The sequence below is a fragment of the Chryseobacterium sp. Marseille-Q3244 genome (assembly GCF_940807095.1).
Lineage (GTDB): Bacteria > Bacteroidota > Bacteroidia > Flavobacteriales > Weeksellaceae > Chryseobacterium.
The window spans coordinates 622679-648601 of sequence record NZ_CALNWX010000001.1; the positions used below are offsets into that span (position 1 = coordinate 622679).

Annotated in this window: 20 protein-coding genes and 1 riboswitch; of the genes, 16 read left to right on the forward strand and 4 right to left on the reverse strand. The window is 36.5% G+C overall.

Annotated elements, in window-relative coordinates; genetic code table 11:
• Positions 1-32: 32 nt before the first annotated feature.
• The 12 genes from NBX25_RS02870 to NBX25_RS02925 all read left to right on the forward strand — a co-directional run bounded on the left by NBX25_RS02870 (position 33) and on the right by NBX25_RS02925 (position 9805).
• A complete protein-coding gene (locus tag NBX25_RS02870; RefSeq protein WP_065400912.1) occupies positions 33-746 on the forward strand; it encodes a Crp/Fnr family transcriptional regulator in 714 nt (237 codons plus the stop codon).
• A 63-nt stretch (positions 747-809) separates the two neighbouring features.
• Complete coding sequence (gene panB, locus NBX25_RS02875) at positions 810-1625, forward strand: 3-methyl-2-oxobutanoate hydroxymethyltransferase (RefSeq protein ID WP_123909736.1); 816 nt, start codon at positions 810-812, stop codon at positions 1623-1625.
• A gap of 9 nt (positions 1626-1634) precedes the next feature.
• Positions 1635-1958: a hypothetical protein gene (locus NBX25_RS02880; RefSeq protein WP_250252746.1), complete on the forward strand. Its 324-nt coding sequence runs from the start codon at positions 1635-1637 to the stop codon at positions 1956-1958.
• Between the two features lie 5 nt (positions 1959-1963).
• A complete protein-coding gene (locus NBX25_RS02885) occupies positions 1964-2641 on the forward strand; it encodes an RluA family pseudouridine synthase (RefSeq protein ID WP_123909738.1) in 678 nt (225 codons plus the stop codon).
• Positions 2642-2660: 19 nt separating this feature from the next.
• Positions 2661-3503, forward strand: a complete 843-nt coding sequence (locus tag NBX25_RS02890) for a hypothetical protein (protein ID WP_250252748.1) — start codon at positions 2661-2663, stop codon at positions 3501-3503.
• Positions 3504-3608: 105 nt separating this feature from the next.
• Positions 3609-3704: riboswitch (TPP riboswitch) on the forward strand.
• A gap of 57 nt (positions 3705-3761) precedes the next feature.
• A complete protein-coding gene (gene thiS, locus NBX25_RS02895; protein WP_123858171.1) occupies positions 3762-3968 on the forward strand; it encodes a sulfur carrier protein ThiS in 207 nt (68 codons plus the stop codon).
• A gap of 24 nt (positions 3969-3992) precedes the next feature.
• Positions 3993-5804 (forward strand): phosphomethylpyrimidine synthase ThiC, encoded by a 1812-nt coding sequence (gene thiC, locus NBX25_RS02900; RefSeq protein ID WP_250252750.1) that lies wholly within the window; start codon positions 3993-3995, stop codon positions 5802-5804.
• Positions 5801-6388 (forward strand): thiamine phosphate synthase, encoded by a 588-nt coding sequence (locus NBX25_RS02905; protein WP_250252751.1) that lies wholly within the window; start codon positions 5801-5803, stop codon positions 6386-6388. The genes thiC and NBX25_RS02905 overlap by 4 nt, the downstream gene beginning before the upstream one ends.
• A 164-nt stretch (positions 6389-6552) precedes the next feature.
• Entirely contained in the window at positions 6553-7173 is a 621-nt protein-coding gene (locus NBX25_RS02910) for a thiamine phosphate synthase (protein WP_250252753.1), read from the forward strand.
• Complete coding sequence (locus NBX25_RS02915; RefSeq protein ID WP_250252757.1) at positions 7166-7942, forward strand: thiazole synthase; 777 nt, start codon at positions 7166-7168, stop codon at positions 7940-7942. The genes NBX25_RS02910 and NBX25_RS02915 overlap by 8 nt, the downstream gene beginning before the upstream one ends.
• An 11-nt stretch (positions 7943-7953) precedes the next feature.
• Positions 7954-9072: a 2-iminoacetate synthase ThiH gene (gene thiH, locus NBX25_RS02920; RefSeq protein WP_250252758.1), complete on the forward strand. Its 1119-nt coding sequence runs from the start codon at positions 7954-7956 to the stop codon at positions 9070-9072.
• 22 nt (positions 9073-9094) lie between these two features.
• The gene (locus NBX25_RS02925; protein WP_250252760.1) at positions 9095-9805 is read left to right on the forward strand and encodes a HesA/MoeB/ThiF family protein; all 711 of its coding nucleotides are present in this window, start codon (positions 9095-9097) and stop codon (positions 9803-9805) included.
• A gap of 193 nt (positions 9806-9998) precedes the next feature.
• On the opposite strand, the gene NBX25_RS02930 is transcribed toward NBX25_RS02925, so the two are convergent.
• Together NBX25_RS02930 and NBX25_RS02935 are read right to left on the reverse strand one after the other, a co-directional pair.
• Complete coding sequence (locus tag NBX25_RS02930; protein WP_123909746.1) at positions 9999-12230, reverse strand: outer membrane beta-barrel protein; 2232 nt, start codon at positions 12228-12230, stop codon at positions 9999-10001.
• Between the two features lie 389 nt (positions 12231-12619).
• Entirely contained in the window at positions 12620-14746 is a 2127-nt protein-coding gene (locus NBX25_RS02935) for a TonB-dependent receptor domain-containing protein (protein ID WP_250252762.1), read from the reverse strand.
• A gap of 265 nt (positions 14747-15011) precedes the next feature.
• Here NBX25_RS02935 and NBX25_RS02940 point away from each other — a divergent pair, with 265 nt between their 5' ends.
• Together NBX25_RS02940 and NBX25_RS02945 are read left to right on the forward strand one after the other, a co-directional pair.
• Positions 15012-16019 carry a sensor histidine kinase gene (locus tag NBX25_RS02940; RefSeq protein ID WP_250252765.1) on the forward strand — a complete coding sequence of 336 codons (1008 nt, stop codon included), beginning with the start codon at positions 15012-15014 and terminating at the stop codon, positions 16017-16019.
• The gene (locus NBX25_RS02945) at positions 16012-16686 is read left to right on the forward strand and encodes a LytR/AlgR family response regulator transcription factor (RefSeq protein WP_250252766.1); all 675 of its coding nucleotides are present in this window, start codon (positions 16012-16014) and stop codon (positions 16684-16686) included. The genes NBX25_RS02940 and NBX25_RS02945 overlap by 8 nt, the downstream gene beginning before the upstream one ends.
• Positions 16687-16934: 248 nt before the next feature.
• On the opposite strand, the gene NBX25_RS02950 is transcribed toward NBX25_RS02945, so the two are convergent.
• Both NBX25_RS02950 and NBX25_RS02955 read right to left on the reverse strand, forming a co-directional pair.
• Positions 16935-19202, reverse strand: a complete 2268-nt coding sequence (locus NBX25_RS02950; protein ID WP_250252768.1) for an aconitate hydratase — start codon at positions 19200-19202, stop codon at positions 16935-16937.
• A 319-nt stretch (positions 19203-19521) separates the two neighbouring features.
• Positions 19522-22305, reverse strand: a complete 2784-nt coding sequence (locus tag NBX25_RS02955; RefSeq protein ID WP_250252770.1) for a bifunctional aconitate hydratase 2/2-methylisocitrate dehydratase — start codon at positions 22303-22305, stop codon at positions 19522-19524.
• A 292-nt stretch (positions 22306-22597) separates the two neighbouring features.
• On the opposite strand from NBX25_RS02955, the gene NBX25_RS02960 reads away from it, so the two are divergent.
• Positions 22598-23371 carry a WG repeat-containing protein gene (locus NBX25_RS02960; RefSeq protein WP_250252771.1) on the forward strand — a complete coding sequence of 258 codons (774 nt, stop codon included), beginning with the start codon at positions 22598-22600 and terminating at the stop codon, positions 23369-23371.
• Positions 23372-23693: 322 nt separating this feature from the next.
• A complete protein-coding gene (locus NBX25_RS02965; RefSeq protein ID WP_250252772.1) occupies positions 23694-25811 on the forward strand; it encodes a TonB-dependent receptor in 2118 nt (705 codons plus the stop codon).
• Positions 25812-25923 lie beyond the last annotated feature (112 nt).

Here is a 25923-nt window from a genome sequence, read left to right on the forward strand (position 1 = left end):
AAGTTCTATTTTTGTGATAAATATCATATAAAATGCCGCAGGAACAACAGATAGCCATTGAAGAGAGGTTCGCCAGAGTTTTTAATGATAAATCTTTTAAGGAAAGACTTTCTAGCGCAGATTTTGAAAAATATATTAACGGTAAAAAAAGATTGAGTTTTCAGAAACACGATACTATTTTTGAAGACGGAGAGACTCCAAAAGGGGTTTTCGTGCTTGAAAAAGGGGCCGCTAAACTTTCAAAATCAGGTGCATTTGGAAAAGATCAGATTTTAAGATTTATCAAAGAAGGGGATATTATCGGCTATCGTTCTTTGCTTTGCGGGGAAAACTTCCAAGCCAAAGCAGAAGCCATGACAGACATTGAGTGTGTCTTCTTACCAGCAGATATCTTTATGTATCTTCTGGAGGTGGATCCGCAACTGTCTTTCGTAATGCTTCAGAAAATTTCTTACGAATTAGGAGAATCTTCCAATACTATTACGTTCCTTGCCCAGAAAACGGTAAGAGAAAGGCTGGCTGAAATATTGCTGCTTCTGGAACAGAAATTAGGCGTAGATCCGGAAGGATTTATCAAAATCTCGTTAACAAGAGAAGAAATTGCCAATATTATCGGTACAGCTACAGAAAGTGCCATCCGTCTGATCTCAGAATTCAAACAGGATAGCCTGATCGAAGTTGACGGACGAAATATCAAGATTCTAAATCACGATAAACTCATGAAACTCGGTCACGTAGTTTTATAAAAATCATAAAAACTTAAGTCGGCTGAATGGCCGACTTTTTAACTTTTAAAAAATAGATAAATTATGTCTGTTCACTCTGAAATTAAAAAAGTTACGACTGAAACCTTGCGCAAAATGAAATTCGACAAGGAAAAAATAACAATGCTTACTGCTTATGATTTTACCACGGCAAAGATGGTAGATGCAGGTGGAGTAGATGCTATTTTGATTGGAGACTCTGCAGCGAATGTAATGGCAGGTTTTGAAACTACATTACCTATTACATTAGACCAAATGATCTACCATGCTCAAAGTGTGGTAAGAGGAACCGACAGAGCTCTAGTGGTAGCAGATTTACCATTCGGAACGTATCAGAGTAATCCTGAAAAAGCATTAGAGTCTGCGGTAAGAATGATGAAAGAGGGAGGTGCTCATGCGGTGAAAATTGAAGGTGGAAAAGAAATTTCAAAATCTATTAAGAAAATAATCAATGCAGGAATTCCTGTAATGGGACACTTAGGATTAACTCCACAGTCTATTTATAAATTCGGAACGTATAAAGTAAGAGCAAAAGAAGAGGCAGAAGCTGAAAAGCTGATTGCTGATGCTCAGCTTTTAGAAGAACTGGGATGCTTTTCTGTTGTATTGGAAAAAATTCCTGCGGAATTAGCTAAAAAAGTGACTGAGAGTATTTCTATTCCTACAATAGGAATTGGTGCCGGAGCAGACTGTGATGGTCAGGTTTTAGTGTATCATGATATGGTGGGAATGAACAAAGGTTTCAGCCCAAAGTTTTTGAGAAGATACCTAGACCTTTACACAGAAATTACAGGAGCGGTTTCTCAATATGTAAAAGATGTGAAGAGCGTAGAGTTCCCTAACCAAAACGAAAGTTATTAAAATTAATTCATGCAAAATCAACAACAATCTGCCCAGGGAATATTATCTATTGCAGCATTAATCTGTCTTGCTATAGGCTGGTTCAATTTATTTTCACCTGAAATCAATCACTTGCTTTCCAGAAAAGTATTCTATGTTCTGATAGGTGCAAGTTTCTTTATTCAGGCACCTATGCTGACCAATAAAAACTTTATGTATGCGATGTATGCCGCAGCAGGAGTTTGTGTAATTGGAGCTTTGTTGCCGGATAGTCCAGTGATTGCAGGACTTAAAACAATTGGTCTTTTGGCAGGGATTATTCTTTCAATGTCAAATAGAAACCGTAACAGATAGATTGAATGAAGGAGCAGATTGTATATGAAGATAACCATCTTCTTGTAGTGAACAAAAAAGTCGGACAGCTTGTACAAGGCGATAAGACCGGTGATGAATCACTATTAGAATCTATTAAGAATTTTATAAAGATAAGAGATGCTAAGCCGGGAAATGTTTTTCTCGGCTTGGTTCATCGTATAGACCGCCCTACTTCAGGCTTGGTCATTTATGCTAAAACTTCAAAAGCACTTTCCCGCCTTACCCAGATGGTGAAGAATCGTGAAGTTAAAAAGACGTATTGGGCAGTAGTGGGAAAAGAGATGATTCCACAAAGCCAAAGATTGGTTCATTATTTAAAGAAGAATGAAAAAAATAACAAAGCGATTGTTTTTCCAAAAGCTACTGAAGGAGCTAAGGAAGCAATCCTGACCTATAATGTTATCAAGACTTTAGATAATTATCTTCTTCTTGAAATAGATCTTGAAACAGGAAGACATCACCAGATCAGAGCTCAGTTATCTAAAACAGGGGTTCCGATCAAAGGAGATTTAAAATATGGATCTCCACGTTCGAATCCGGATGGAGGAATTAATCTTCATGCAAGGAAACTGGAATTTATTCATCCTGTTACTAAAGAAAACATAGAAATCATAGCTCCTGTTCCGCAGAATGATGCGGTTTGGAGAGCTTGTGAAGAATAACCATATCATAAACTATAACATGAAATTCAAATCACTTTTATTAGCCACATTGCTGGTTATGGCATCTTGTTCAGACAATGATGAAATGCCTATTGATAATTCACAACAGACGGTTACTGAAAATACAAGCAAAATCTCGTGGAATTATCCTGTTTTATCACCTGTGTTTAATGAATTGGAACAAAATTATATTTTCGAATATGATTCTCAGGGAAGAGTTAGTAAAAAAGTAGGAGGAAAGTTGGAACTTTCTGGAAGCACGGGGTTTTCTTATGCTTATTCAAAATCAGTGTATACAATGATAACGTATACAGGAAATACAGCAATTATGAAAAACTATAGCTCTGACCCTAGTTTCAATGTTCAATTGAAGGAAAGAAGGTTTGAATTTGATAATCAAGGTAGAGTTATTAAATTAGTTATTCCAGAGGTTAATAATTCATATATGGATAAGTATTTGACCTATACTTATGACGCTTCAGGAAAGTTAATGGAGATCTTAACTCAATATCCTAACGTTCCATACGATCCAACTGACCCACAAGATTATATTTTGACGTATGTAGAAAAGTTTATTTATAATAATTCAGGAAATTTAGAAAAGGCAACTAAAACTGAAAAGCATAATAATATTGATGCATACATTACGAACGAAATTACATTTGATAATTTTGATTCTGCACAAAATCCATTTAAGAATTTGGGAATTTTTGAAGATTATTTCTACTTTTCATTATCAAAAAATAATCCTCAGAGAAGAATTTCAAAAGAATATCAACCTTATAGCTCCGAATTTTTTCTGAATCAATCAAATTGGACTAATCAATATAATACCAATGGCAGCTTAAAGCTTTTCTATTAATGCATTTTGAATAAATATTAATAAGATCCATCTCCAAAGTTGAGATGGATTTTTTGTTTCCTGAAAATTTGATTTTGCCCATTCTGAAAAAATAGCTAACTTCGTCCCACACTTTAGGGGTGTCTGTTTTTACAGACTGAGACTTTACCCTTTGAACCTGATCTGGATTATACCAGCGTAGGGAAAAGTAGATGACTTTTGCTGTACATTCTATTGTACAATAATAGCCATTCCTAAAGTATATTTAAATCATTAGGAATGGAACTTATAATCAACCACACCCGAAAAACATTTGATGTACTTCCTGAGAACCTGGAAGCATTATTGGCTATGGAATTACCTGGAAAAAAGAAAGGTATTGCCGTAGCACTCAACAATCGTATTGTTCCGCTGTCAGCCTGGGCGGAAACTCCTCTTAACAATCAAGATTCAATTTTAATCATTACTGCCACTCAGGGCGGATAATTCTCATACTTAATACCCATATTTATGGCTCATTCAATTACATGTTCGCCATTTCCGAACTCAAAGAAAATTTATGTTGAAGGAAAAATTCATCCTATCAATGTAGCAATGCGTGAAATACAACTTAGCCCTACTAAGCTGACTAATGGAGATTTTGAAGAAAATGCTCCGGTAACAATCTATGATACATCAGGACCTTATACCGATGAAAATGCAATCATTGATATTCAGAAAGGACTTCCAAGAATAAGAGAACAATGGATTCTGGACAGAGAAGATGTTACGATTCTGGAAGGAATTACATCTGAATATGGGAAAGCCCGACTGGCAGATCCAAAGCTTGATGAATTGCGTTTTTCTTACGATCATAAACCTAAAGTTGCTCAGGATGGTAAGGAACTGACTCAACTTTATTATGCAAAACAGGGAATCATTACTCCTGAAATGGAATACATTGCGATCAGAGAAAACCAAAGAATAGAACAGCTTGCGACGGTTCCAAAAGAAATGGCTTGCCAGCATATCGGAAACAGCTTTGGAGCGAATACTCCAAAAAGCAAAATTACTCCAGAGTTTGTAAGGGATGAAATTGCTGCAGGAAGAGCTATTATCCCGAATAATATCAATCATCCGGAAAGTGAACCGATGATTATTGGACGAAATTTTCTGGTAAAAATCAATGCGAATATCGGAAACAGTGCGGTTTCGTCAAGTATTGATGAAGAAGTGGAAAAAGCAGTCTGGGCTTGCCGATGGGGTGCAGATACCATTATGGATCTTTCTACAGGAAAGAATATTCATGAAACCAGAGAATGGATTATCAGAAATAGTCCGGTTCCAATTGGTACTGTTCCGATTTATCAGGCGCTTGAAAAGGTAAAAGGAGTACCTGAAGATTTAACCTGGGAAGTTTTTAAAGATACCTTGATAGAACAAGCAGAACAGGGTGTTTCTTATTTTACCATCCATGCCGGAGTTTTATTAAGATATATTCACCTGACAGCAAACAGAGTAACGGGAATCGTTTCCAGAGGGGGTTCTATTATGGCCAAATGGTGCTTGTATCATCATAAGGAAAACTTTTTATACACTCATTTTGAGGAGATTTGCGAGATCATGAAGAAGTATGATGTGGCTTTTTCATTAGGAGACGGTTTACGTCCTGGATCTATTGCTGATGCCAATGATGCGGCTCAGTTTGCAGAGCTGGAAACATTAGGCGAACTAACAAAAATTGCCTGGAAGCACAACGTACAGGTGATGATTGAAGGCCCTGGGCACGTTCCGATGCACATGATCAAAGAAAACATGGAGAAACAATTGGAAGTATGTGATGAAGCACCTTTCTATACTTTAGGTCCCCTAACTACAGATATTGCACCAGGCTATGATCATATCACTTCAGGAATTGGAGCAGCAATGATCGGATGGTTTGGATGTGCAATGCTTTGCTATGTAACCCCGAAAGAACATTTAGGTCTTCCGAATAAAGACGATGTAAAAGTAGGGGTAATTACTTACAAATTAGCAGCCCATGCTGCGGATTTGGCAAAAGGACATCCGGGATCGCAATACAGAGACAACGCATTAAGTAAAGCGAGATTCGAATTCAGATGGGAAGATCAGTTCAACCTTTCGTTAGATCCGGATACCGCCAGAGCTTATCATGATGAAACACTTCCTGCTGATGGAGCTAAAATTGCCCATTTCTGTTCGATGTGCGGGCCAAAATTCTGCTCTATGAAAATCACACAGGAAATTCGTGAGTCTGCAGAGAAAGGAATGTTTGACAAATCACAAGAGTTTATTGAAAAAGGAAAGGAAATTTATATATGATTCTCGTCATCACTCCTGAAACCATAGTTCCGAATGAATCAGAGATTATCAATCAAATGTTTCATGATGGGCTTGATTTGCTTCATATCAGAAAACCTTGGACCAGCCTACAAGAAATGACTGAATTTATTGATAGTATTGATCCTTCATTTTATGCTCAATTGGTACTGCATAATCATTATGAGCTTGGAAAAAACTATGGAATTTCAAGATTACACTTTAGAGAAGAAGACCGAAAAGTAAGAAGATACAAACCTTTTATAAATGGTAATACGATTTCAACTTCTGTTCATGAGATCACTACTTATAATGCTCTGGAAAAAGAATGGGAATATGCTTTCATAAGTCCATTCTTTCCAAGTATTTCCAAAAAAGGATATGGAATTGATTCAACAGTTATTGAAAGTTTAAAACAAAGAAATAATCCGGATGTAAAACTGATTGCTTTGGGAGGAATTGATTCTCATCGTATTCAGGAAGTCTTTGATCTTGGAGTGAATGGTGTGGCTTTATTAGGCGCAATTTGGGAGAGTGATGAACCTATACATGTTTTTAGAAAATGCAGGGACAAGGTCCTTTTGTAATTATCTACTATCAAAGCCTGCTTCAGTATGAGGCTTATCCCCAGCCATTGCACGAGAGTTTGCAAAAGATAAATTCTGGAAACACCTTATAAAAAAAGAGAATTATATACCGAACAATTTTTAAAAAGCAATCCCTCTTTATTGGGAAGACATTCATAGTCAATATGGAAAAATTACAATACATATCACAAGGAAATACAAGGCAGGAGCAGGAACAGAATATCCGTAAAGCTTTAGATAATGGGATAAAATGGGTGCAAGTCCGTTGGAAAAATGCACCTGAAAATGAATTAATAAACCTTTGTGAAGCTTCAAAGCAGCTTTGTTCAGAATATCAGTCTATTTGTATTATTAATGATAACGTTCAGCTGGCAAAGACAATAGATGTGGATGGAGTTCATCTAGGGTTAAGCGATGGTTCTACTGATGAAGCCAGGCTCATTTTAGGTGAACATAAAATCATTGGTGGAACCGCGAATACCATTTCAGATGTCCTTCAAAGAATAAATGAATCATGTGATTATATTGGTTTGGGGCCATTAAGATTCACTTCTACAAAAGAAAAGCTCAGCCCTATTATTGGGTTTGAAGGCTATCAGGAAATTATAGACCAGCTTCAGGAAAAATCAATGGAGATTCCTAAAATATTTGCCATTGGAGGAGTAAATCTTGAAGATATCCAGCTTTTACAGCAGATCGGGATATACGGAGTAGCGGTTTCAGGTCAGATTACTAACCAGCCGTCCATCATTAATGAATTTAAAAAAGCAATGATATATGCATAATCAAAAATTAATAATAGCAGACAGAATCTTTGAATCGAGATTATTTTTAGGAACAGGAAAATTCGGAAGTCTTGAAGATATGGCAGCCTCTGTGGTGGCATCAGAATCCAATATGGTTACGATGGCTTTAAAGAGAATTGATGCCCAATCACAAGAAGATGATCTTCTGGGCTCATTAAAAGGCACAAATGTTCATCTTTTGCCCAATACTTCAGGAGCTAGAACAGCAAAAGAAGCCGTTTTAGCAGCACAATTAGCCAGAGAAGCTTTAGAAACGAACTGGGTAAAGCTGGAAATTCATCCGGATCCGAAATATTTATTGCCAGATCCTATTGAAACACTATATGCTACCGAAGAATTGACGAAATTAGGTTTTGTAGTAATGCCTTATATTCATGCAGATCCTGTTTTATGCAAACGTCTTGAAGATGCAGGAACAGCAGTGGTAATGCCTTTAGGAGCACCTATTGGAACCAACAAAGGACTTAGAACCCTGGACTTCCTGGAAATTATCATCAGTCAAAGCAAGGTTCCTGTGGTGGTAGATGCGGGAATAGGAGCACCTTCTGATGCAGCAAAAGCTATGGAAATGGGAGCCGATGCCGTTTTGGTTAATACCGCCATTGCAGTAGCACGAAATCCGGTGAACATGGCTGTGGCTTTTAAAGAAGGGGTGATTGCCGGAAGAAGAGCCTTTGAATCAGGATTGGGAGCAATAGCAAATCATGCTGAAGCATCAAGCCCATTAACTTCGTTTTTGTTTGAATAAAAATCAGAATAATGAATAGTTTTAAGGAGGTTTTCGAGGAGTACCAATGGGATGAGATAAAAGCCAGACTTGAAAAAGTAACAATCTTCGAGGTTCGAAACAGTCTCCAGAAAATACATAAAACATTGGATGACTTTCTGAACCTGCTTTCACCGGCAGCTTCACAAGAGTTGGAACTTATGGCTACTATGACAAGAGCTCTTACTCAGAAACGTTTTGGGAAGACCATTCAGTTGTATGCTCCGTTGTATCTGAGCAACGAATGTCAGAATATCTGTACGTACTGCGGATTCAGTCTGGATAACAATCTCAAGAGAAAAACACTTTCTAATACAGAGCTGATGATAGAATCTTCTGTTTTAAAGTCGATGAGAGTTAACCATGTTCTTCTGGTGAGTGGGGAAGCCAATAAAATAGTAGGTGTTCCCTATTTCCAGAATGCCGTTCGTCTACTGAAGCCCCATTTTTCCAATATTTCTATTGAAGTACAGCCTTTAGAGGAGGCAGAATACAAACTTCTTCATGAGGAGGGTGTACATTCGGTGTTGGTCTATCAGGAAACCTATCACCAAGAAGTCTATAAAGAATATCACCCGAAAGGTAAAAAATCCAATTTTCATTTTCGTTTAGATACTCCGGACAGAATCGGAAGAGCAGGAATTCATAAAATGGGGCTAGGAGTTTTATTAGGATTGGAAGATTGGCGTGTAGACAGTTTCTTCAACGCACTTCATATTGATTATTTACAGAAACAGTATTGGAAGAGTAAGTTTTCAGTATCATTTCCGCGACTGAGGCCGGCAGAAGGAATTATTGAACCTAATTTTGTTATGGAAGATAAGGATTTGCTACAACTGATCTGTGCCTACAGAATCTGGAATGAAGATCTTGAGATATCAATCTCCACCAGGGAGAATGAAACCTTTAGAAACCATATTGTAACATTGGGAGCTACCACGATGAGTGCGGGTTCAAAAACCAATCCGGGCGGATATGCTGTAGATAAAGAATCATTGGAACAGTTTGAAACCAGTGATGAAAGAAGCATGGAGGAAATAAAGAATATGATTAAAAAAGCAGGGTATGATCCTGTGATGAAGGATTGGGATTCCGTTTACAGTGGAGTTTAAATTTCAATGATGATTGTTTAATATGCAAAGCGAAGATATTTTTAAAAGATACAGTCGCCAAATCTTTATTGATGAAATAGGATTGGAAGGACAAAAGAAAATAATGGCATCAAAAGTACTTGTTATAGGTGCCGGCGGGTTGGGGAGCCCAGTGATCCAATATCTGTCAGCAGCAGGAGTAGGAACCATTGGAATAGCAGATTTTGACCAGGTGGAGCTTCATAATCTGAATCGCCAGATCATTCATAATGAAAATGAAATAGGAACATTGAAAATCAAAAGTGCTGAGAAATTTGTGAATACCCTTAATCATCAGGTAAAAGTAATAGGAATTGAGCAAAAGATTGACGCAGTCAATGCTTCACAAATTCTTTCCCAATACGATATTATTGTAGATGGATCAGACAATTTCTCAACAAGATATCTGGTAAATGATACCTGTGTAGCATTGGAGAAAACATTGGTGTACGGAAGTATCTTAGGATTTTCCGGACAGCTGGCCATATTCAATCATAAAGGAAGTAAAAACTTAAGGGATCTGTTTCCTGAACCACCTGTTGATGAGAAAATGCCGGATTGTGATAGTTTGGGAGTTTTAGGTGCTTTACCGGGAATTGTAGGCAGTATGATGGCACTTCAAACTTTGAAAATAATTACCAACCTTCCTGTCAATCTTAATAAATTAACATTGATTGATACGCTGAACTGGAGATTTCAAACGTTAGATTTTTAGATGATGCTCTGAGGATGTTTTTATTTCTCGCGGATCACACAGATTTCACAGATTCTGGCGGGTGATGTTTGGTAAAAAAATCTGCATTATCAGCTAAATCTACGTGATATATAACTTATTATAAAATCAATAAAAATAAAAAATGAGGCAGTAATCGTATCACTGCCTCATTTTTGGTTATTAATTATTTAATCTATTGCTGTGGTTGCTGTATAACTCCGCCGTTATCCTCTTTTTTCGTCTGGTTCAGGATATTCGGATCCTCTTTTGCCAGTTTATTTTTTGTCGGGATTTTATAATTAATGGAAAGTCCAAAGTTTCTGGTGTCATATTTACTGCTGATCATTACCGGGTTTCCTGACGGTGGATTAGAACGTACCTGCATCATCTGTCCGTTGAAAATATCATTGGCAAAAACAGACAGTGTCAGACGATTATTCATAAATTTCTTCGTCAGGGTAATATCCAGTGAGTTGTTGAATGGTTTCTCAGCGGTAAAGTAGAAATATCCTGCCTTTGGAGTCAGATAGCTGTAATTAGCCGTCAGCTTGATATCTTTAGGCAAAATGATCTGGGTCATAATATTGAAGATCCAGAACCCTTTATTATTCAGATTGTCAATGTCATGTTTCTGATATCCGGCATATAAGTACATGAAATTAATTTTATCGGGATTAAAATTAAACTTCATGACATCCTTTAAAGGTTTGGTGAAAAGCATAAAAGGAACCGGCAATCCAATATTAAAGTTGTGAATTTTCATATTCGAAATATTCACCTGTTCATTGAAAAGTTTTCTTCCGTCTTTTCTGATGATCTGAGCTACCTGATTGCTTGCAGAGCTTACACTATACCCGATAAAAGCATAATCAAAAGCTGATATTTTTATCTCATAATTATCAAAGATAGTAGGCTGTAGATTCGGGTTACCATTTACTTCCGTACTGGGTCCGGAGAATGTTACGTTATTCGGGTTCAGGGCAGAAATGCTCGGTAAACTTATTTTCCGGTTGTAGTTTGCAGCAATATAAACCTGATTCATCATGCTATATTGTACACTGGCATTCGGGAAAAACTTAAACTTATTGAAAGGGATCAGATCAGCTTCCTTCAACTTTTTGTCTTTATCAAAATACCTTGTAACTCCTGAAATATCATAATTTTCAGCACGGGTACCCAATGTGAAATCAAATTTTTTCAGTTTTGCCTGAAATTCAAGATAAGTAGAAGCCGTTTGTCTCTGGTATTCAAGATTGGTTAAACCAAAACTTTTTGTATCGTAATTCTGTTTTTCATACAATCCTCCAAAGCTTACTTTTCCGCCATCAAGAAGCTTGATAGGCTGTGCATAATCTACTTTGAAATTGGCGATATTCATTACAGATTTATTGTTCAGAATATCTTTTAAACCATTAGTCGGGCTATCAAGAGGTACATTGGGGTAGTCTACAAATGTACCATCCTGGAAGTAATTATCCTGAGAGAATTTATTATCTGATCTGGTGTAACCAAATTGGAAATCAAGTTTTTGAGATTTGTCAGCAAAGCGTTTCTGGTAGGTTACTACTGCTTCCTGTCTTAAAGTATTGGTATGGGCAACATCCGAAGAATTATAAAAAGCTTCTCTTAAATCATTCAGATCCCTCTTGAAAGGTAAATCTCCATGCCCGTCACTTAAGGTGTAGTTGTCATTATTATTGTGATAAATATCGTAGTTTAATAATAATCTGTCCTGTCCCAGATCAAAACTTAATCCTGACTTCGCAAAATACCCACGTGCGTATCTGTCGGTATGACTTGTTAAAAGTTCATCCTGCTGGCCATTCAGCATACTTTCACGGTAATTTTGTCCTACATTCAGCTGCCATCCGAAATATTTATTTCTTGCATTTAAATTAACAGAATTGGTCGTTCTGCTTCTGTATTGATCATAATTAGTGAAAGAATAATTCCCTGAATAAGTAGCCGTTAAATATTTATTGGCGTTTTTATTAGTGATGATATTCATAATCGCACCTCCAGAAGTGGCAGGATACTCAGCGCCCGGTTGGGTAATTACTTCAATTCTTTCTACAGAGTTGGCCGGCATTCCTTCAAGGAAAGCAGTAAGATCATTAGATGTAATGTTCAAAGGTCTTCCGTTGAGGTATACTTCCAGCATTTTTCCCTGATACATCATCCCTGCGATGTCTGTGGCTACAAGCCCCGGAAGTTTTTTAATTCCTTCCAGCACGTTTCCGTTATTTAGCTGGGGTTGTTCAGAAAAATCAAAAATTGTACGGTCAGCTTTTTGTTCAACGGCTTTTTTAGTTTTGGTGATCACAATGCCGTCAATCTGTTTTTCTTTGGTGCTATTATTGTTTTTTTCCTGAGAAAAAGCGAATATTGAGCTTACCAGTGATATAGCGAATAGAGTTTTTTTCATAATGTTTTTTACTACTATCCGGTTAGACGCTAAAAAAGAGACTTTGTTACAGATACTTAGAGAATTTTACATATTTCTTAGAAACCAATGATCCATTATTTAGTTGTAGAAGATATTTTTGAGCTACAAAAAATAATCAATGTTATCTGTCAAAGAACCTTTTATTTGAACCAATGAATTTGAAGCTGGTAGCTGAAAGTTATAAGACCTAAAATTATTGTGTTTTTTACCTTTTTTAAAGATTGTTTTAGGGTTATAATCAGTTATTATTCTGACTAAAATTAATTTCCAGCTTCTTTCTTCCAGCCTTCAACCTTTTAACTCTCTTGGTTAATTAAAACTTTCATGGTTATTAGTTTTTATATAGAGAAGGTTAAAAGTTTTTTAAGTTATTGAGCCCTTTGTTTTTCTTCAAAATCAACAGCCCTTGTATTGGATTTTACTTTCTGATTTCCAAAATTATAGGTCACACTTACATTCAGTTTTCTGGCATCCCAATAATTATTAAATGACTGGGTATTATCAGTATAATAAGCATCTCCTATGAATCTGCCCTGTCTAAAAATGTCGGTTACGGAAACGTTTACCTGTAATGTTTTTTCCATAAAGCTCATTTTTAATCCGGTATCCAGGCTCCCCATATTTTTCTGATAGGTATTTCCATCCCTGGACGGTAATGATTCCCAATAATTCACAAACAGGAAAAATGTTTTAGCCTTATTAAGCTGAAAAGTATTTTTCAAAGAATAATAAAATGCTTGCCCACTCTTTGGGATAAGGTTGAATCTTGTAACTTGTGTTTCATTATAACTAAAAGAAGTAGAGATATTGGTTTCCCAGAATTTAAAGAAGGTATCTGTGTAATTGAAATTGATACCATAAGTATCCTGATTGTAGTAATTATAATAGCTGCTGGTAACAGATTTTTCATTAAGAAATAATATCTGGCCATAATTATTGGTTGTTTTCTGATAATACAGATTGGCAGAAAACTTATTTTTGAAAATATAATTAAGCTCAATATTATCATTGAATGATGGCTGCAATTCCGGGTTTCCTGTAGAATAGCTACGAGGATTAGAATACCATCTAAACGGATTTAAAGCATTGAAATTCGGACGGCTAATTCTTCTGGAATAGTTTAGACTGAACTGGCTGCTGCTATTGGCTTTATATGAAATATAAGCAGTTGGAAAAAACTTTCCATAGTTGTTTTCAGTCAGTAACTGTGTGGTAGGAGAGAAGCTGCTGGTCTGAACATATTCATAACGGAGCCCTGCCTTAGCGGACCATTTTTCACCAAAGTCTTTACTGGCACTGATATAGGCTGCATAATTTTTTTCATTGTATTCAAACTGATTGGTTTTGCCCAGGTCAATTTCATAATTATTATTTTTCAGATCAAAATATTCAATGTTTGAATTGTTGGAGAACTGGTTGTATTTGGCTCCGGTTTCTACCTGCAGCTTTTTAAAATTTAAGGTAAAATCTGCCTGGGCGGATGAAATTTTATAATCTACAGCAGACAGATTTCGAACCGTTTCTTTAGACTTGTCTGAAAGATCTGTTGTGATAAAATTGACCTGGGTATCCGGAACATTTCCATAATAATTATATCCAAGGCTTAGTTTATGGTCGCCAAATTTATGATCGAAATAAGTGTTCAGCATTTGAGTGGTAAAAGTGGAACGGTGTTTAGAATCTGTTTCTGTTAATAGAGTTGGGGTATTTCCGCTGAAATAATTTTGTGTAGAATAAATATCCATATCAAGATCTCCTTTTGTGATATCATAGATGAATCCTACAGAAGATTTATCAGAAAGAGAATAATCAACATTAGCATTAAGTCCAAGACCTTTATACATATCCCTTCTTTCATCTCTGCTGAAAGACGATTCTTTTCCTACAATCTGAAAGTTTTCTACCGAACGTTTTGCCGTATCAAATCCCTGAAACTTTACTGTGGCTTTTATCTTTTTATCCTGATAGTTGATTCCTGATGAACCGCCAAAACCACCATAAGTTCTTTGATTATAATAAGTGTTTAAATAACCGCTCCAGCCAAGATCTACATTCTTTTTTAATACAATGTTGATGATTCCGCTGTTTCCCTGGGCCTCATACTTTGCAGGTGGAGTAGTAATTACTTCAATTTTTAAAATATTTTCTGAACGAAGATTTCTCAGGTAATTCGTAAGTTCAGCTCCCGAAAGATTAAGCATTCTGTCATTCACCATTACTGAAACACCATTTTTTCCGGCAATTGAAATAATTCCTTTGTCTTCATCTACTTTCAGTAAGGGAGTGCTTGCCAGTACTTCAGCTCCGCTGCTCCCGTTGGATAACATAGAGTTTTGAACATTATAAACAAGACGGTCTACTTTACGCTCTACTAAAGCTCTCTTACCGTTTACTGTAACCATTTCAATAGTTTTTACCTGATTGGCTGAATCTTTCGTTTGTCCTACCGCAAAAGAGCTTAATAAAGTGGTGATAAGAAGAATATGCTGTTTCATGAGTGTATCAGGTTCTGTTTTATTATTTTCTGAAGCAAAGGTATTAGCAATGATTTTGCTCTGAAATGGCCTTTAGATAAAGGGGGAAATTTAATCTGTGAACTTATTTTCATCGATAAAATGAGCAGGTTTATCGAAAACCGTACTTTTGATGAGGTTGATCAGCTATTTTTGTACTATGAAATCGCCATAATTTGTAAATGCAAACACTGATGAAGATGACGCGATTGCATATAGCTTTTAAAAAATTATGAATAGCTAACATATGAAACAAAAACAATTGCTTTTTCTGCATATCTTCTATTGGATGATGTATTTTGTGGGGACTATTATTGTTCCTTATTTTATTTATCATAAAGAGTATCTTATCTTGGGACTGACTTACTTTATGACCAGTTTTATATGTTTTTATTTCAATTACTTTTTTATTGTTTACCGGTTTTTTGACATTAAGAGGCTGTATAAGACTATTCTTGGTTTTTTTATCAGTGTAACCTGCTTTGTTTTAGTACGTTATTTTACTGAAGAAATAGTGTTGAAACATTTTTTCGGAATCCTTAATTATCCTGAAGGAACGGGATTTGCGTATTATTTTTTTGATAATATTTATAATAGTGTAACGTCTATCTTCATCAGTACGGTTTTCTGTTTGTTTAAGATATATTCTTCGCTTGATGAAGAAAGGCTTCAGCTTGTGGAAGAAAAGAAAAATGCAGAACTGAAAGCTCTGAAAACCCAGATCAATCCTCACTTTATCTTTAATACCTTAAATAATATTTATTCATTAGTCTATCAGAAATCAGAGAAAGCATTACCTGCAATTGAAGAACTCGGACAGTTGTTGAGATACAGCACAAAAGATCTTGAAAAAGACTCTATTACTCTGGATCAGGAAATTGGTTATATCGACAGTTTAATTGAACTGGAAAAGTTGAGGCTTAGAAACCCGGAACTTATTCTGGTGGAAAAAAATATTCATGACCCTCATTTGAATATTTCACCTATGCTTTTGGTGCCCTTTGTAGAAAATGCTTTTAAACATGGTGATTTTCGTGGCAAAGGATTCGAGTTGAAAATTTCCGATCAGGATAAAGTATTGCATTTTTATCTTTTAAATTTTAAGAAGGATAAAATGAAAGATTCCAGCTCAGGAATTGGAATTCAGAATGTGAAGAAAAGACTGGAAATCCTGTACCCGAAACATGAGCTGAACATACACGATTCGGAAACGGAATTTATTGTAGATTTAAAAATTGATTTGCGGGATGAATAAAATAAAATGTATCATCGTTGATGACGAGCCTCTGGCTATTTCACTTCTTGAACAATACATGCAGAAAATTCCTTTTCTTGAACTGGTTTTTTCCACAGAAAACCCCATTGAGGCATTAGAATATATTCAGAATAATGATTCAGACCTTATCTTTCTGGATATCCAGATGCCGGAGCTTACAGGAATCAATTTTATGAAGATTGTAGGGGCGAAACAAAAGTATATTTTAACAACTGCCTATTCTGAATACGCCTTGGAAGGCTATGAACATAATATCGTTGACTACCTTCTCAAACCCATATCTTTTGAAAGATTTCTGAAAAGTGCTATGAAAGCTCAGGAACGGTTTTCTTTTCGGGAGGAAGATGCTCATTTTTTCGTTAAATCCTCAGGGCAGCAGCATCGTATCAATTTTAATGAGATCCTTTATATTGAAAGTATTAAAGACTATGTGAATATCCGAACAGACAGAGAAGAATATATTGTTCTGGATACGCTTAAATCTATGGAAAACCAGCTTTCGGATAAATTTGTAAGAATTCATAAGTCTTTTATCATTAATCTGGATAAAATTAAAAGTATCGGGACTAAAAAGTTGGTACTATCAGAGCAGGAAATTCCAATAGGGGATAGTTATAGAGCTAATTTATTAGAGAGATTGAAATAAGCTAGGGAAAAGGATCCAATCATTAAAAATCTGTAAGATCTTCGAGAAATTTAAAAAATTTATTCTCACGCAGATTTCGGAGATTAAGCAGATGTTAGGTTTTGACTATATCCAATAGTATTTTTATTAATTCTGAAAGCGGAAAAGTCCATTCCCATTGAAATTTGATAATAATATTCAGTAATAAAAACAAAAAAGACGACTTCAATAGAAGCCGTCTTTTTATTAACCGATCTAACAATTAATTCTTATTTCTCTTGTTGTTTAATCAAGTTTAGGGCAGAACCAGCTTTGAACCAATCAATCTGTTGATCGTTATAAGTATGGTTAGCCATAATGATATCTTTTGTTCCGTCTTTGTGAACGAACTCTAGTGTTAATTGCTTTTCTGGAGCAAACTGGTCAAGATCTAAGAAATTAACAGTGTCATCTTCCTGAATCTTGTCATAATCAGCCTCATTAGCAAAAGTGATCCCTAACATCCCTTGTTTTTTAAGGTTAGTTTCGTGGATTCTCGCAAATGATTTTACTAGTACCGCCTTTACACCAAGGTGTCTAGGCTCCATAGCAGCGTGCTCTCTTGAAGACCCTTCCCCATAGTTTTGGTCTCCTACAACAATAGTTGGAACACCTGCAGCTTTGTAAGCTCTTTGTACAGCAGGAACTTCACCATATTCACCCGTTAATTCATTTTTAACGTGGTTGGTTTCCATATTGTAAGCATTTACAGCTCCGATCAGCATGTTGTTGGAAATATTGTCAAGATGACCTCTGTATTTCAACCATGGCCCAGCCATAGAAATATGGTCGGTCGTACATTTTCCGAAAGCTTTGATCAATACTTTAGCCCCGGTAATATTTTTACCATCCCAAGCCGGGAATTCCTCTAATAATTGAAGTCGGTCTGAAGTAGGACTTACGTTAACAACAACACTTGATCCATCTTCTGAAGGAGCCTGATATCCGTTGTCGTCCACAGCAAATCCTTTTGCAGGTAATTCGAACCCTTTAGGCTCGTTAAGTTTTACCTGTTCACCTGCTTGGTTTGTTAAAGTATCAGTAATCGGATTGAAATCCAGTCTCCCGGAGATCGCAACAGCTGCTACCATTTCTGGAGACGCTACAAATGCATGAGTATTGGGGTTACCATCAGCTCTTTTCGCAAAGTTTCTGTTAAAAGAGTGAATAATAGAGTTTTTCTCTCCTTTTTCTGCCCCTTCTCTGTCCCATTGTCCGATACATGGTCCACAAGCATTGGTAAAGATTCTTGCATTTTCAAATTTTCTGAAGGAATCTAAGAATCCGTCTCTTTCTGCTGTGAATTTCACCTGCTCAGAACCTGGGTTAATTCCTAAGATTGCTTTAGGCTTTACTCCTTTGGATACTGCATCTTCTACAATAGAAGCAGCTCTTGATAAATCTTCATACGAAGAGTTGGTACAAGAACCAATAAGTGCCCATTCCACTTCTAATGGCCATCCGTTAGCCTCAGCTTTAGCTCTGAATTCAGCAACTGGAGTCGCTAAGTCCGGAGTGAAAGGTCCGTTTAAGTGTGGAGTCAGCTCAGAAAGGTTTATTTCAATTAATTGATCGAAATATTGTTCAGGGTTGGCATATACTTCAGTATCACCTGTTAGGTGTTCAGCTATTTTATCAGCAGCATCCACTACATCCTGTCTTCCAGTAGCAGCCAGATATCTTCTCATTGAATCATCGTAACCGAAAGTAGAAGTGGTAGCTCCGATTTCAGCACCCATATTACAGATGGTACCTTTACCTGTTGCAGAAAGAGATTCTGCCCCTTCACCGAAGTATTCTACAATACATCCCGTACCTCCTTTTACAGTAAGAATTCCTGCTACTTTTAAGATCACATCTTTAGCAGAAGTCCAGCCGTTCATTTTACCGGTTAACTTAACCCCGATAAGTTTAGGCATTTTAAGTTCCCAGGCCATTCCTGCCATTACGTCTACCGCATCAGCGCCCCCTACTCCAATAGCAACCATTCCTAGTCCGCCGGCGTTTACGGTGTGAGAGTCAGTTCCAATCATCATTCCTCCAGGGAAAGCATAGTTTTCCAATACCACCTGGTGAATGATCCCTGCTCCCGGCTTCCAGAATCCGATTCCGTATTTATCACATACAGAACTTAAGAAGTTGAACACCTCAGAGTTTTTGTTAATACCTTCCTGTAGATCTTTATCAGCACCTACTTTCGCCTGGATCAGGTGATCCGCATGAGCCGTAGAAGGAACAGCTACTTTGGTTTTTCCAGCCTGCATGAACTGTAAAAGCGCCATTTGTGCTGTTGCATCCTGCATGGCTACTCTGTCCGGTGCAAAATCTACATAAGAGTTTCCTCTTTCATATGCCTGTGTAGCATTTCCTTCCCAAAGGTGGGTGTAAAGAATTTTTTCTGAAAGGGTAAGAGGTTTTCCCACGATTTGTCTTGCCGAAGCAATTCTCTCAGGATAGCGCTCATACACCTTTTTGATCATATCAATATCAAAAGTCATATCGTATTTAGTTTTGTTCTTTTTCCATTAATGTTTCCTTTTCTCCTGTTTGAAAAAAGAAAAACCATTTTTTATACATCAAAAAACGTTCCTATAATCTATGAATAGGCTGATTCTGAATATAAAACCAAGAGATTTTATAACTTTCAATTTAAGAAAAAATAGATTCTATTTTCTCGATTTTCTCGGAAAAAAATCGTATTTAACTTAAAATAGAACGATTCTAAACAAAAAAAATGAAAGATTTTAAATCCTAAAAGGACTAAAATCTTTCATTTATATAATTTTCAATAGTCTTGCGACTAATTTATCAATGCTGTTAGTGAGCGCTTGTACTTGTTAATTCCTTAATAGAAGGTACAAAAGTTGTCAGGTCAATCCCTTCAACTGCTGCTTTGTATTCCTCAATGCTCGGGATTCTTCCGATGATGGCAGAAAGAACAACAACCGGAGTTGAAGCCAATAGAGATTCTCCTTTTTTACGTTCAGAATCTTCTACTACTCTTCCTTGGAAAAGACGGGTTGAAGTAGCTAAAACAGTATCTCCTTTTGCTGCCTTTTCCTGGTTACCCATACAAAGGTTACATCCAGGACGCTCAAGATACATTACATTTTCATATTCTGTACGAGCCTCACCTTTAGGAGCGTTGTCATTAAATTCAAAACCTGAATATTTTTCTAATAATTCCCAGTCACCTTCAGCTTTTAACTCATCAATGATATTATAAGTAGGAGCAGCAACAACCAGTGGTGCGCTAAATTCTACTTTACCATTTTGTTTTTCAAGATTTTTCAACATCTGAGAAACAATCTTAAGGTCTCCTTTGTGAACCATACAAGATCCTACGAAACCAAGATCTACTTTTTTCTCACCACCATAGTAAGAAAGATCTCTGATAGTATCGTGAGTATATCTCTTAGATACATCATCATTGTTTACATCCGGGTCAGCAATCATAGGTTCTACGATGACATCAAGATCTACAACCACTTCAGCGTAATATTTAGCATTTGCATCAGGAGTCAGTGCTGGTTTTTCACCAGATCTGATCTCTTCAATTCTCTTATTTGCTTTGTCAATTAATCCCTGAAGAACTTTGTTATGGTTATCCATTCCCTTGTCGATCATGATCTGGATTCTGCCTTTAGCAATTTCCAATGATTCGATTAGGGTGTTATCTTCAGAAATGTTGATAGATGCTTTAGCCTTCATTTCAGCGGTCCAGTCTGTAAAGGTAAATGCCTGGTCAGCAGGAAGTGTTCCGATGTGAACCTCAATGATTCTTCCCTGGAATACGTTTTCTCCTCCGAATTGCTTCAACATCTGAGCCTGAGTAGCATGTACCACGTCACGGAAATCCATGTGAGGCTTCATTTCACCTTTGAACGTTACTTTTACAGATTCAGGAATTGGCATAGATGCCTCACCTGTAGCTAATGCAAGTGCAACTGTTCCTGAGTCAGCTCCGAAAGCAACTCCTTTAGACATTCTTGTGTGAGAGTCACCACCAATGATGATTGCCCATTCGTCTACAGTGATATCGTTAAGAACTTTGTGAATAACGTCAGTCATTGAGTGGTATTCACCTTTCGGGTCACGAGCCGTGATTAATCCGAAATCGTTCATGAATTTCATTAGCTTAGGAATGTTAGCCTGTGCTTTTTTATCCCAAACCGAAGCCGTGTGACAACCTGATTGGTAAGCACCGTCTACCACTGGAGAGATTACAGTAGCAGCCATTGATTCAAGCTCCTGAGAAGTCATAAGACCTGTCGTATCCTGAGATCCAACGATGTTTACCTGTACACGTACATCAGAACCAGCATGTAATACTTTTCCTGGTGTAGTACCTACAGCATTTCTGTTGAAGATTTTTTCAACAGCTGTAAGACCTTGTCCTTCGTGAGAAATTTCTTTAGATGGAGCAAAAACAACCGGAGCCTCAACACCTAAAGTCTGAGCTGCGAATGTCTGTAGTTTCTTACCAAATACGATGGCGTAAGATCCACCAGCTTTGATGAATTCCATCTTTTGTGGCGTGAAAGACTTGGTAAGGTCAATCAGTTCCTGATCACCGTTATATAATTTCTTTTCTTTTGTATTAATCGTTAATACAGTTCCTGTAGCTACTGAATAAGCTTCTTCAAGAACGATATCACCATTTTCGTTACGAACAGGATTTCCGTTTTCATCTACTTTCTTCACCCAGTTCTTAAGGTCAACACCGATCCCTCCGGTAACGTCAACAGTAGTAAGGAAGATTGGAGAAATACCGTTTGTTCCTCCTACAATTGGAGCGATATTTACAAATGGAACATAAGGGCTAGCTTGTTTACCAGTCCATAAAGCCACATTGTTCACCCCAGACATTCTGGATGAACCTACACCCATGGTTCCTTTTTCAGCGATAAGCATAACGCTTGCATCAGGATGTTGTGCCTGTAAAGCTTTGATTTCTTCCTGAGCTGCAGGAGTAATCATACATTTACCGTGAAGCTCACGGTCTGATCTTGAGTGTGCCTGGTTACCCGGAGAAAGTAAATCAGTAGAAATGTCTCCTTCACCAGCAATAAAAGTAACGACTTTGATTTCTTCAGCGACTTCAGGAAGTTTAGTAAAGAATTCAGCTTGTGCATAGCTTTCTAAAATTTCTTTAGCAATTGCATTTCCGTTGTTATATGCTTCTTTTAAACGGTTGGTATCCGCTTCATAAAGGAAAACCTGTGTTTTAAGAACTTCTGCAGCTTGCTGAGCAATAGCAGCATCATTACCTAAAGCTAAGTCTAATAATACTTCGATTGATTTACCTCCTTTCATGTGAGATAATAATTCGAAAGCAAAAGTCTGAGAGATTTCTTCTACTACGGATTCACCTAGAATGATCTCTTTTAAAAATTTAGCTTTTACACCTGCTGCACTTGTAGTTCCTGGTAGGGTATTGTAGATGAAAAATTTAAGAGAGTCCGTTCGATCTGCATTACCTGAGTCTTTGATTTGTGCAATGATTTCGCTTAGTAATTCAGCACCATCAATTGGCTTTGGATGAAGCCCCTGGTCTTTTCTTTCTTCAATCTCTTTGATGTAATCCTTATAAATATTCATAATAGAAGTCTTTCAATATTAAAAGGTAGAATATTTCGCTGCTTCTTTACTGGTCTGTATAAATACAATTAATGACATTTTGAGATCTCGCATGGGATGCAACATTAATCCAATAAAGTCAGCATAATCTACACTCTTTTTTAAAAGTTTTTTAAATTATTAAACAATTCAAAATGTTCCCCAAAATTACGAAATTTTACGATTTTATGAGAATGAAATTATTTAGATTCTTTATAAATATGAATTTGATAATTTCTATTTTTGGTCGTAATTTTGCAGTCAAATGGTGAATATGAAAAATATCCTGAATGTTTTGTGCATTTTTATTTCGATTTCTATTTTCTCTCAGGCTAAATCTGTGAAGAAACCTATAGCGAAAAATGTTACAAAATCCGCTGTGAAAAAGGAGAAAAATGCCGTAGCCAGGCATAATCCTGATCTTGTCGTTCTCAACAAAGATCTTCCCCTTCTGATCCCTAAAAAGAAAGGGGATAGCTTCGGGTATGTCAATCAAAACAGAAAATTCATCATTCAACCTGAATACCATATTGCTGTATTTTTTTATGAAGACTGTAATCTTTTGAATTCGCCGAATGAAAAAGTTAGAAAATTTGGAACAAAAGACTATGCAACTGTAGAAAAAAATATGATTTCTTATCGAGTAGACCACTCCGGAAAAAGAGTGTATCAGTTTAAAGATTCGGATTTAGGAAAATGTAAGTTTGAAGAGTATAAGCAACAACTTTTTCAAGCCTATGTCCTGAATGGTTTCTATGGAATTATTGAAAAATCAAAATTCGTGAATGCTGCAGACTATCGCCAGTATCAGATCTATCCGCAATATCAGTATCTCTACATTATGGAAGGAGATGATGTTGCAGATCCGATGATTGTGGCTTCAAACAATGATAAATTCGGCGTGATTGATGTCAATAATAAAATTATCATTCCTTTCGAATATTCAAACATTAAAAGAAACTTCAGCTGGAAATTAGGGAAGATGTTTGAAGTGACAAAAGATGGCAAAAACTATTATTATGTAGACGCGAGTAACAAAACATACTAGAACATAAACAATGAATACTATTGATCAATAATAGTGATTCATTATTTATAACTCTAATTTTTTTATACAATAAACCTTCTGATAATCGCCTTTACTATAATTTGTAACCTTAAACCTCGAATCCTGTACCACGAAAACCTGCATCTCGTATATTTTTCGTAATTTCGCGGCTGAAATAAAGGGGTGCTTTAGCAGGCTGAGATTATACCCACTGAACCTGGAACAGGTAATGCTGTTTAGGGACATCAACTCTACTGAGGGTTGAATTTGTATAATATCTTATCGATCCCCTTTTATTCATTAAATGTTAAAGATTTATAGAATGAAAGGATTATTTTTTTTAGGGCTTAGTGTAGGCTCTGTAGCCTTTATGCAGGCTCAAAATACAGATTCTCTGAAGATCAGGGAAATAGAAGCGGTTAACTTTACCAAAAGACTTCCTGTTGCTAAGGAAATCATCAACGTTCAGAAAGATTTAGATGGTAAAAATCTGGGACAGGATCTCCCTATTCTTTTGAAAAATCAAACTTCAATAATTTCGACCTCGGACGCCGGAAACGGAGTAGGATATACTGGTTTTAGAATTCGTGGGGTCTCCGGAACAGCCATTAACGTGATGATGAACGGAGTTCCTTATAATGACTCAGAAAGTCAGGGGACTTTTTTTGTGAATGTTCCGGATTTAACGAGCTCGGCATCACAGATTGTAATTCAGAGAGGAGTTGGAACTTCCAATAACGGAGTTTCAGCTTTTGGAGCAAGTATCAATGTGATTTCAAGGGAGCCGGAAGAGAAATTTTATTTTAAAACCGATGATAGTTATGGTTCTTTTAATACCTATAAATATTCGGCTGAGGTAGGTTCCGGGAAATTCTGGAAGAACCGTCTTTCCGTAATGGGAAGGTACAGCAATATTCATTCGGATGGATATATAGACAGAGCTTCTTCTGATCTGCATTCTTACAACTTTACTGCCTTATTTGAAGAAGGAAAAACCAAATTGCGTTTAATGGCTTTTGGTGGGAAAGAAAAAACATATCAGGCATGGAACGGAATCAGCAGAGAAATGTGGGAAACCAATCCAAGATTCAACAATTCGGGTAAAATTGTGGATGCTAATGGGAATATTACCGGATTCTATGATAATGAAACGGATAACTACAGACAGAATCATTATCAGTTACTTTGGGAACAGAAATTCAATGACCGTTGGAATCTTGAAACAACTTTCCACTACACGAAAGGAAAGGGATATTACGAAAACTATAAGCAAGCAAGCTCTTTCTCTAAATATCAACTGCCTAATATTATCGAGAATGGGGTAACGATTACCAAATCAGATTTTATCCGAAAAAAATGGTTAAATAATGATTTCTATGGAGTTGTTTCTACGCTTTATGGGAAGTTTGAAAATCTTGACCTGAACTTTGGAGCAGTAGCCAATCAGTACTATGGAAGACATTACGGAAACGTTACCGGAGTTTTTTATCCACAGATCCATGAAAGTGAATATTACAGAAATCGTTCTGTAAAGAATGAAGTTTCTGGTTTTGCCAAGGCCTTATACAGAATGGATAATTTTGAGTTCTTTGGAGATTTACAGCTTAGAAGCATTAACTATAATACTAAGGTCATCATGGCTGGAGACGATGATGGTGCTGACCTGGATAAAAACTGGCTGTTCTTCAATCCTAAAGCGGGGGTGAATTATAAAATAGAGGGTGGAAAGATATTCTTGTCTTATGCTCATGCTCATAGAGAACCGAATAGAGCAGATATTATGGCTAACAATGATGTGAAGCCTGAAAAGCTTCATGATTTTGAAGCCGGTTTGGAAAAGCAGTTTGGATTTTTATCCCTGACAGCGAATGTTTATTACATGTATTATGTGAATCAGTTGGTTTTGAATGGGCAACTTAACAGTGTGGGGGCATTTATCCGTAGCAATTCAGGAAAGAGTTACAGACGTGGTGTGGAGATTGGTGCTTTGGCAAAGCTTTCAAAACAATGGGAGGTTTCCGGTAACTTTACCTTAAGCCAGAACAGAAATCAGGATTTTAATATTGAAATTGGAAAAACACCTGTAAGTTTAGGAAATACTCAAATTTCATTTTCTCCGAATATGATTGCTAATTTGGGCATAAAGTTTAATCCAAATAAAAATTTCCAGTTTGCCTTAATGAACCAGTATGTTGGAAAGCAGTACCTGGATAATACGGAAGACAAAAATCTAGAGCTTAAAGATTATTTACTGACAGATTTTAATGCACAGTATCAGTTTAAAATTGGGAACAATGATATTGCATTAAAACTATTGGTAAACAACCTGTTTAATAAAAAGTATGTGAATAATGGTTCTGTGAGTGAAGATGGAGGTCCACTTTACTTTGCACAGGCAGGAACAAACTTCATGTTTGGAATCAGTTGGAAAATTCAATAGATTGAAAGAACTGAATGTAAATAAGTGAATTGTAAATTTACCCTGAAAGAGATTAGAGATCATGAATAGTGAACCTATTTTAATATGAAATACTCAAAAGGCTGCTTCGGCA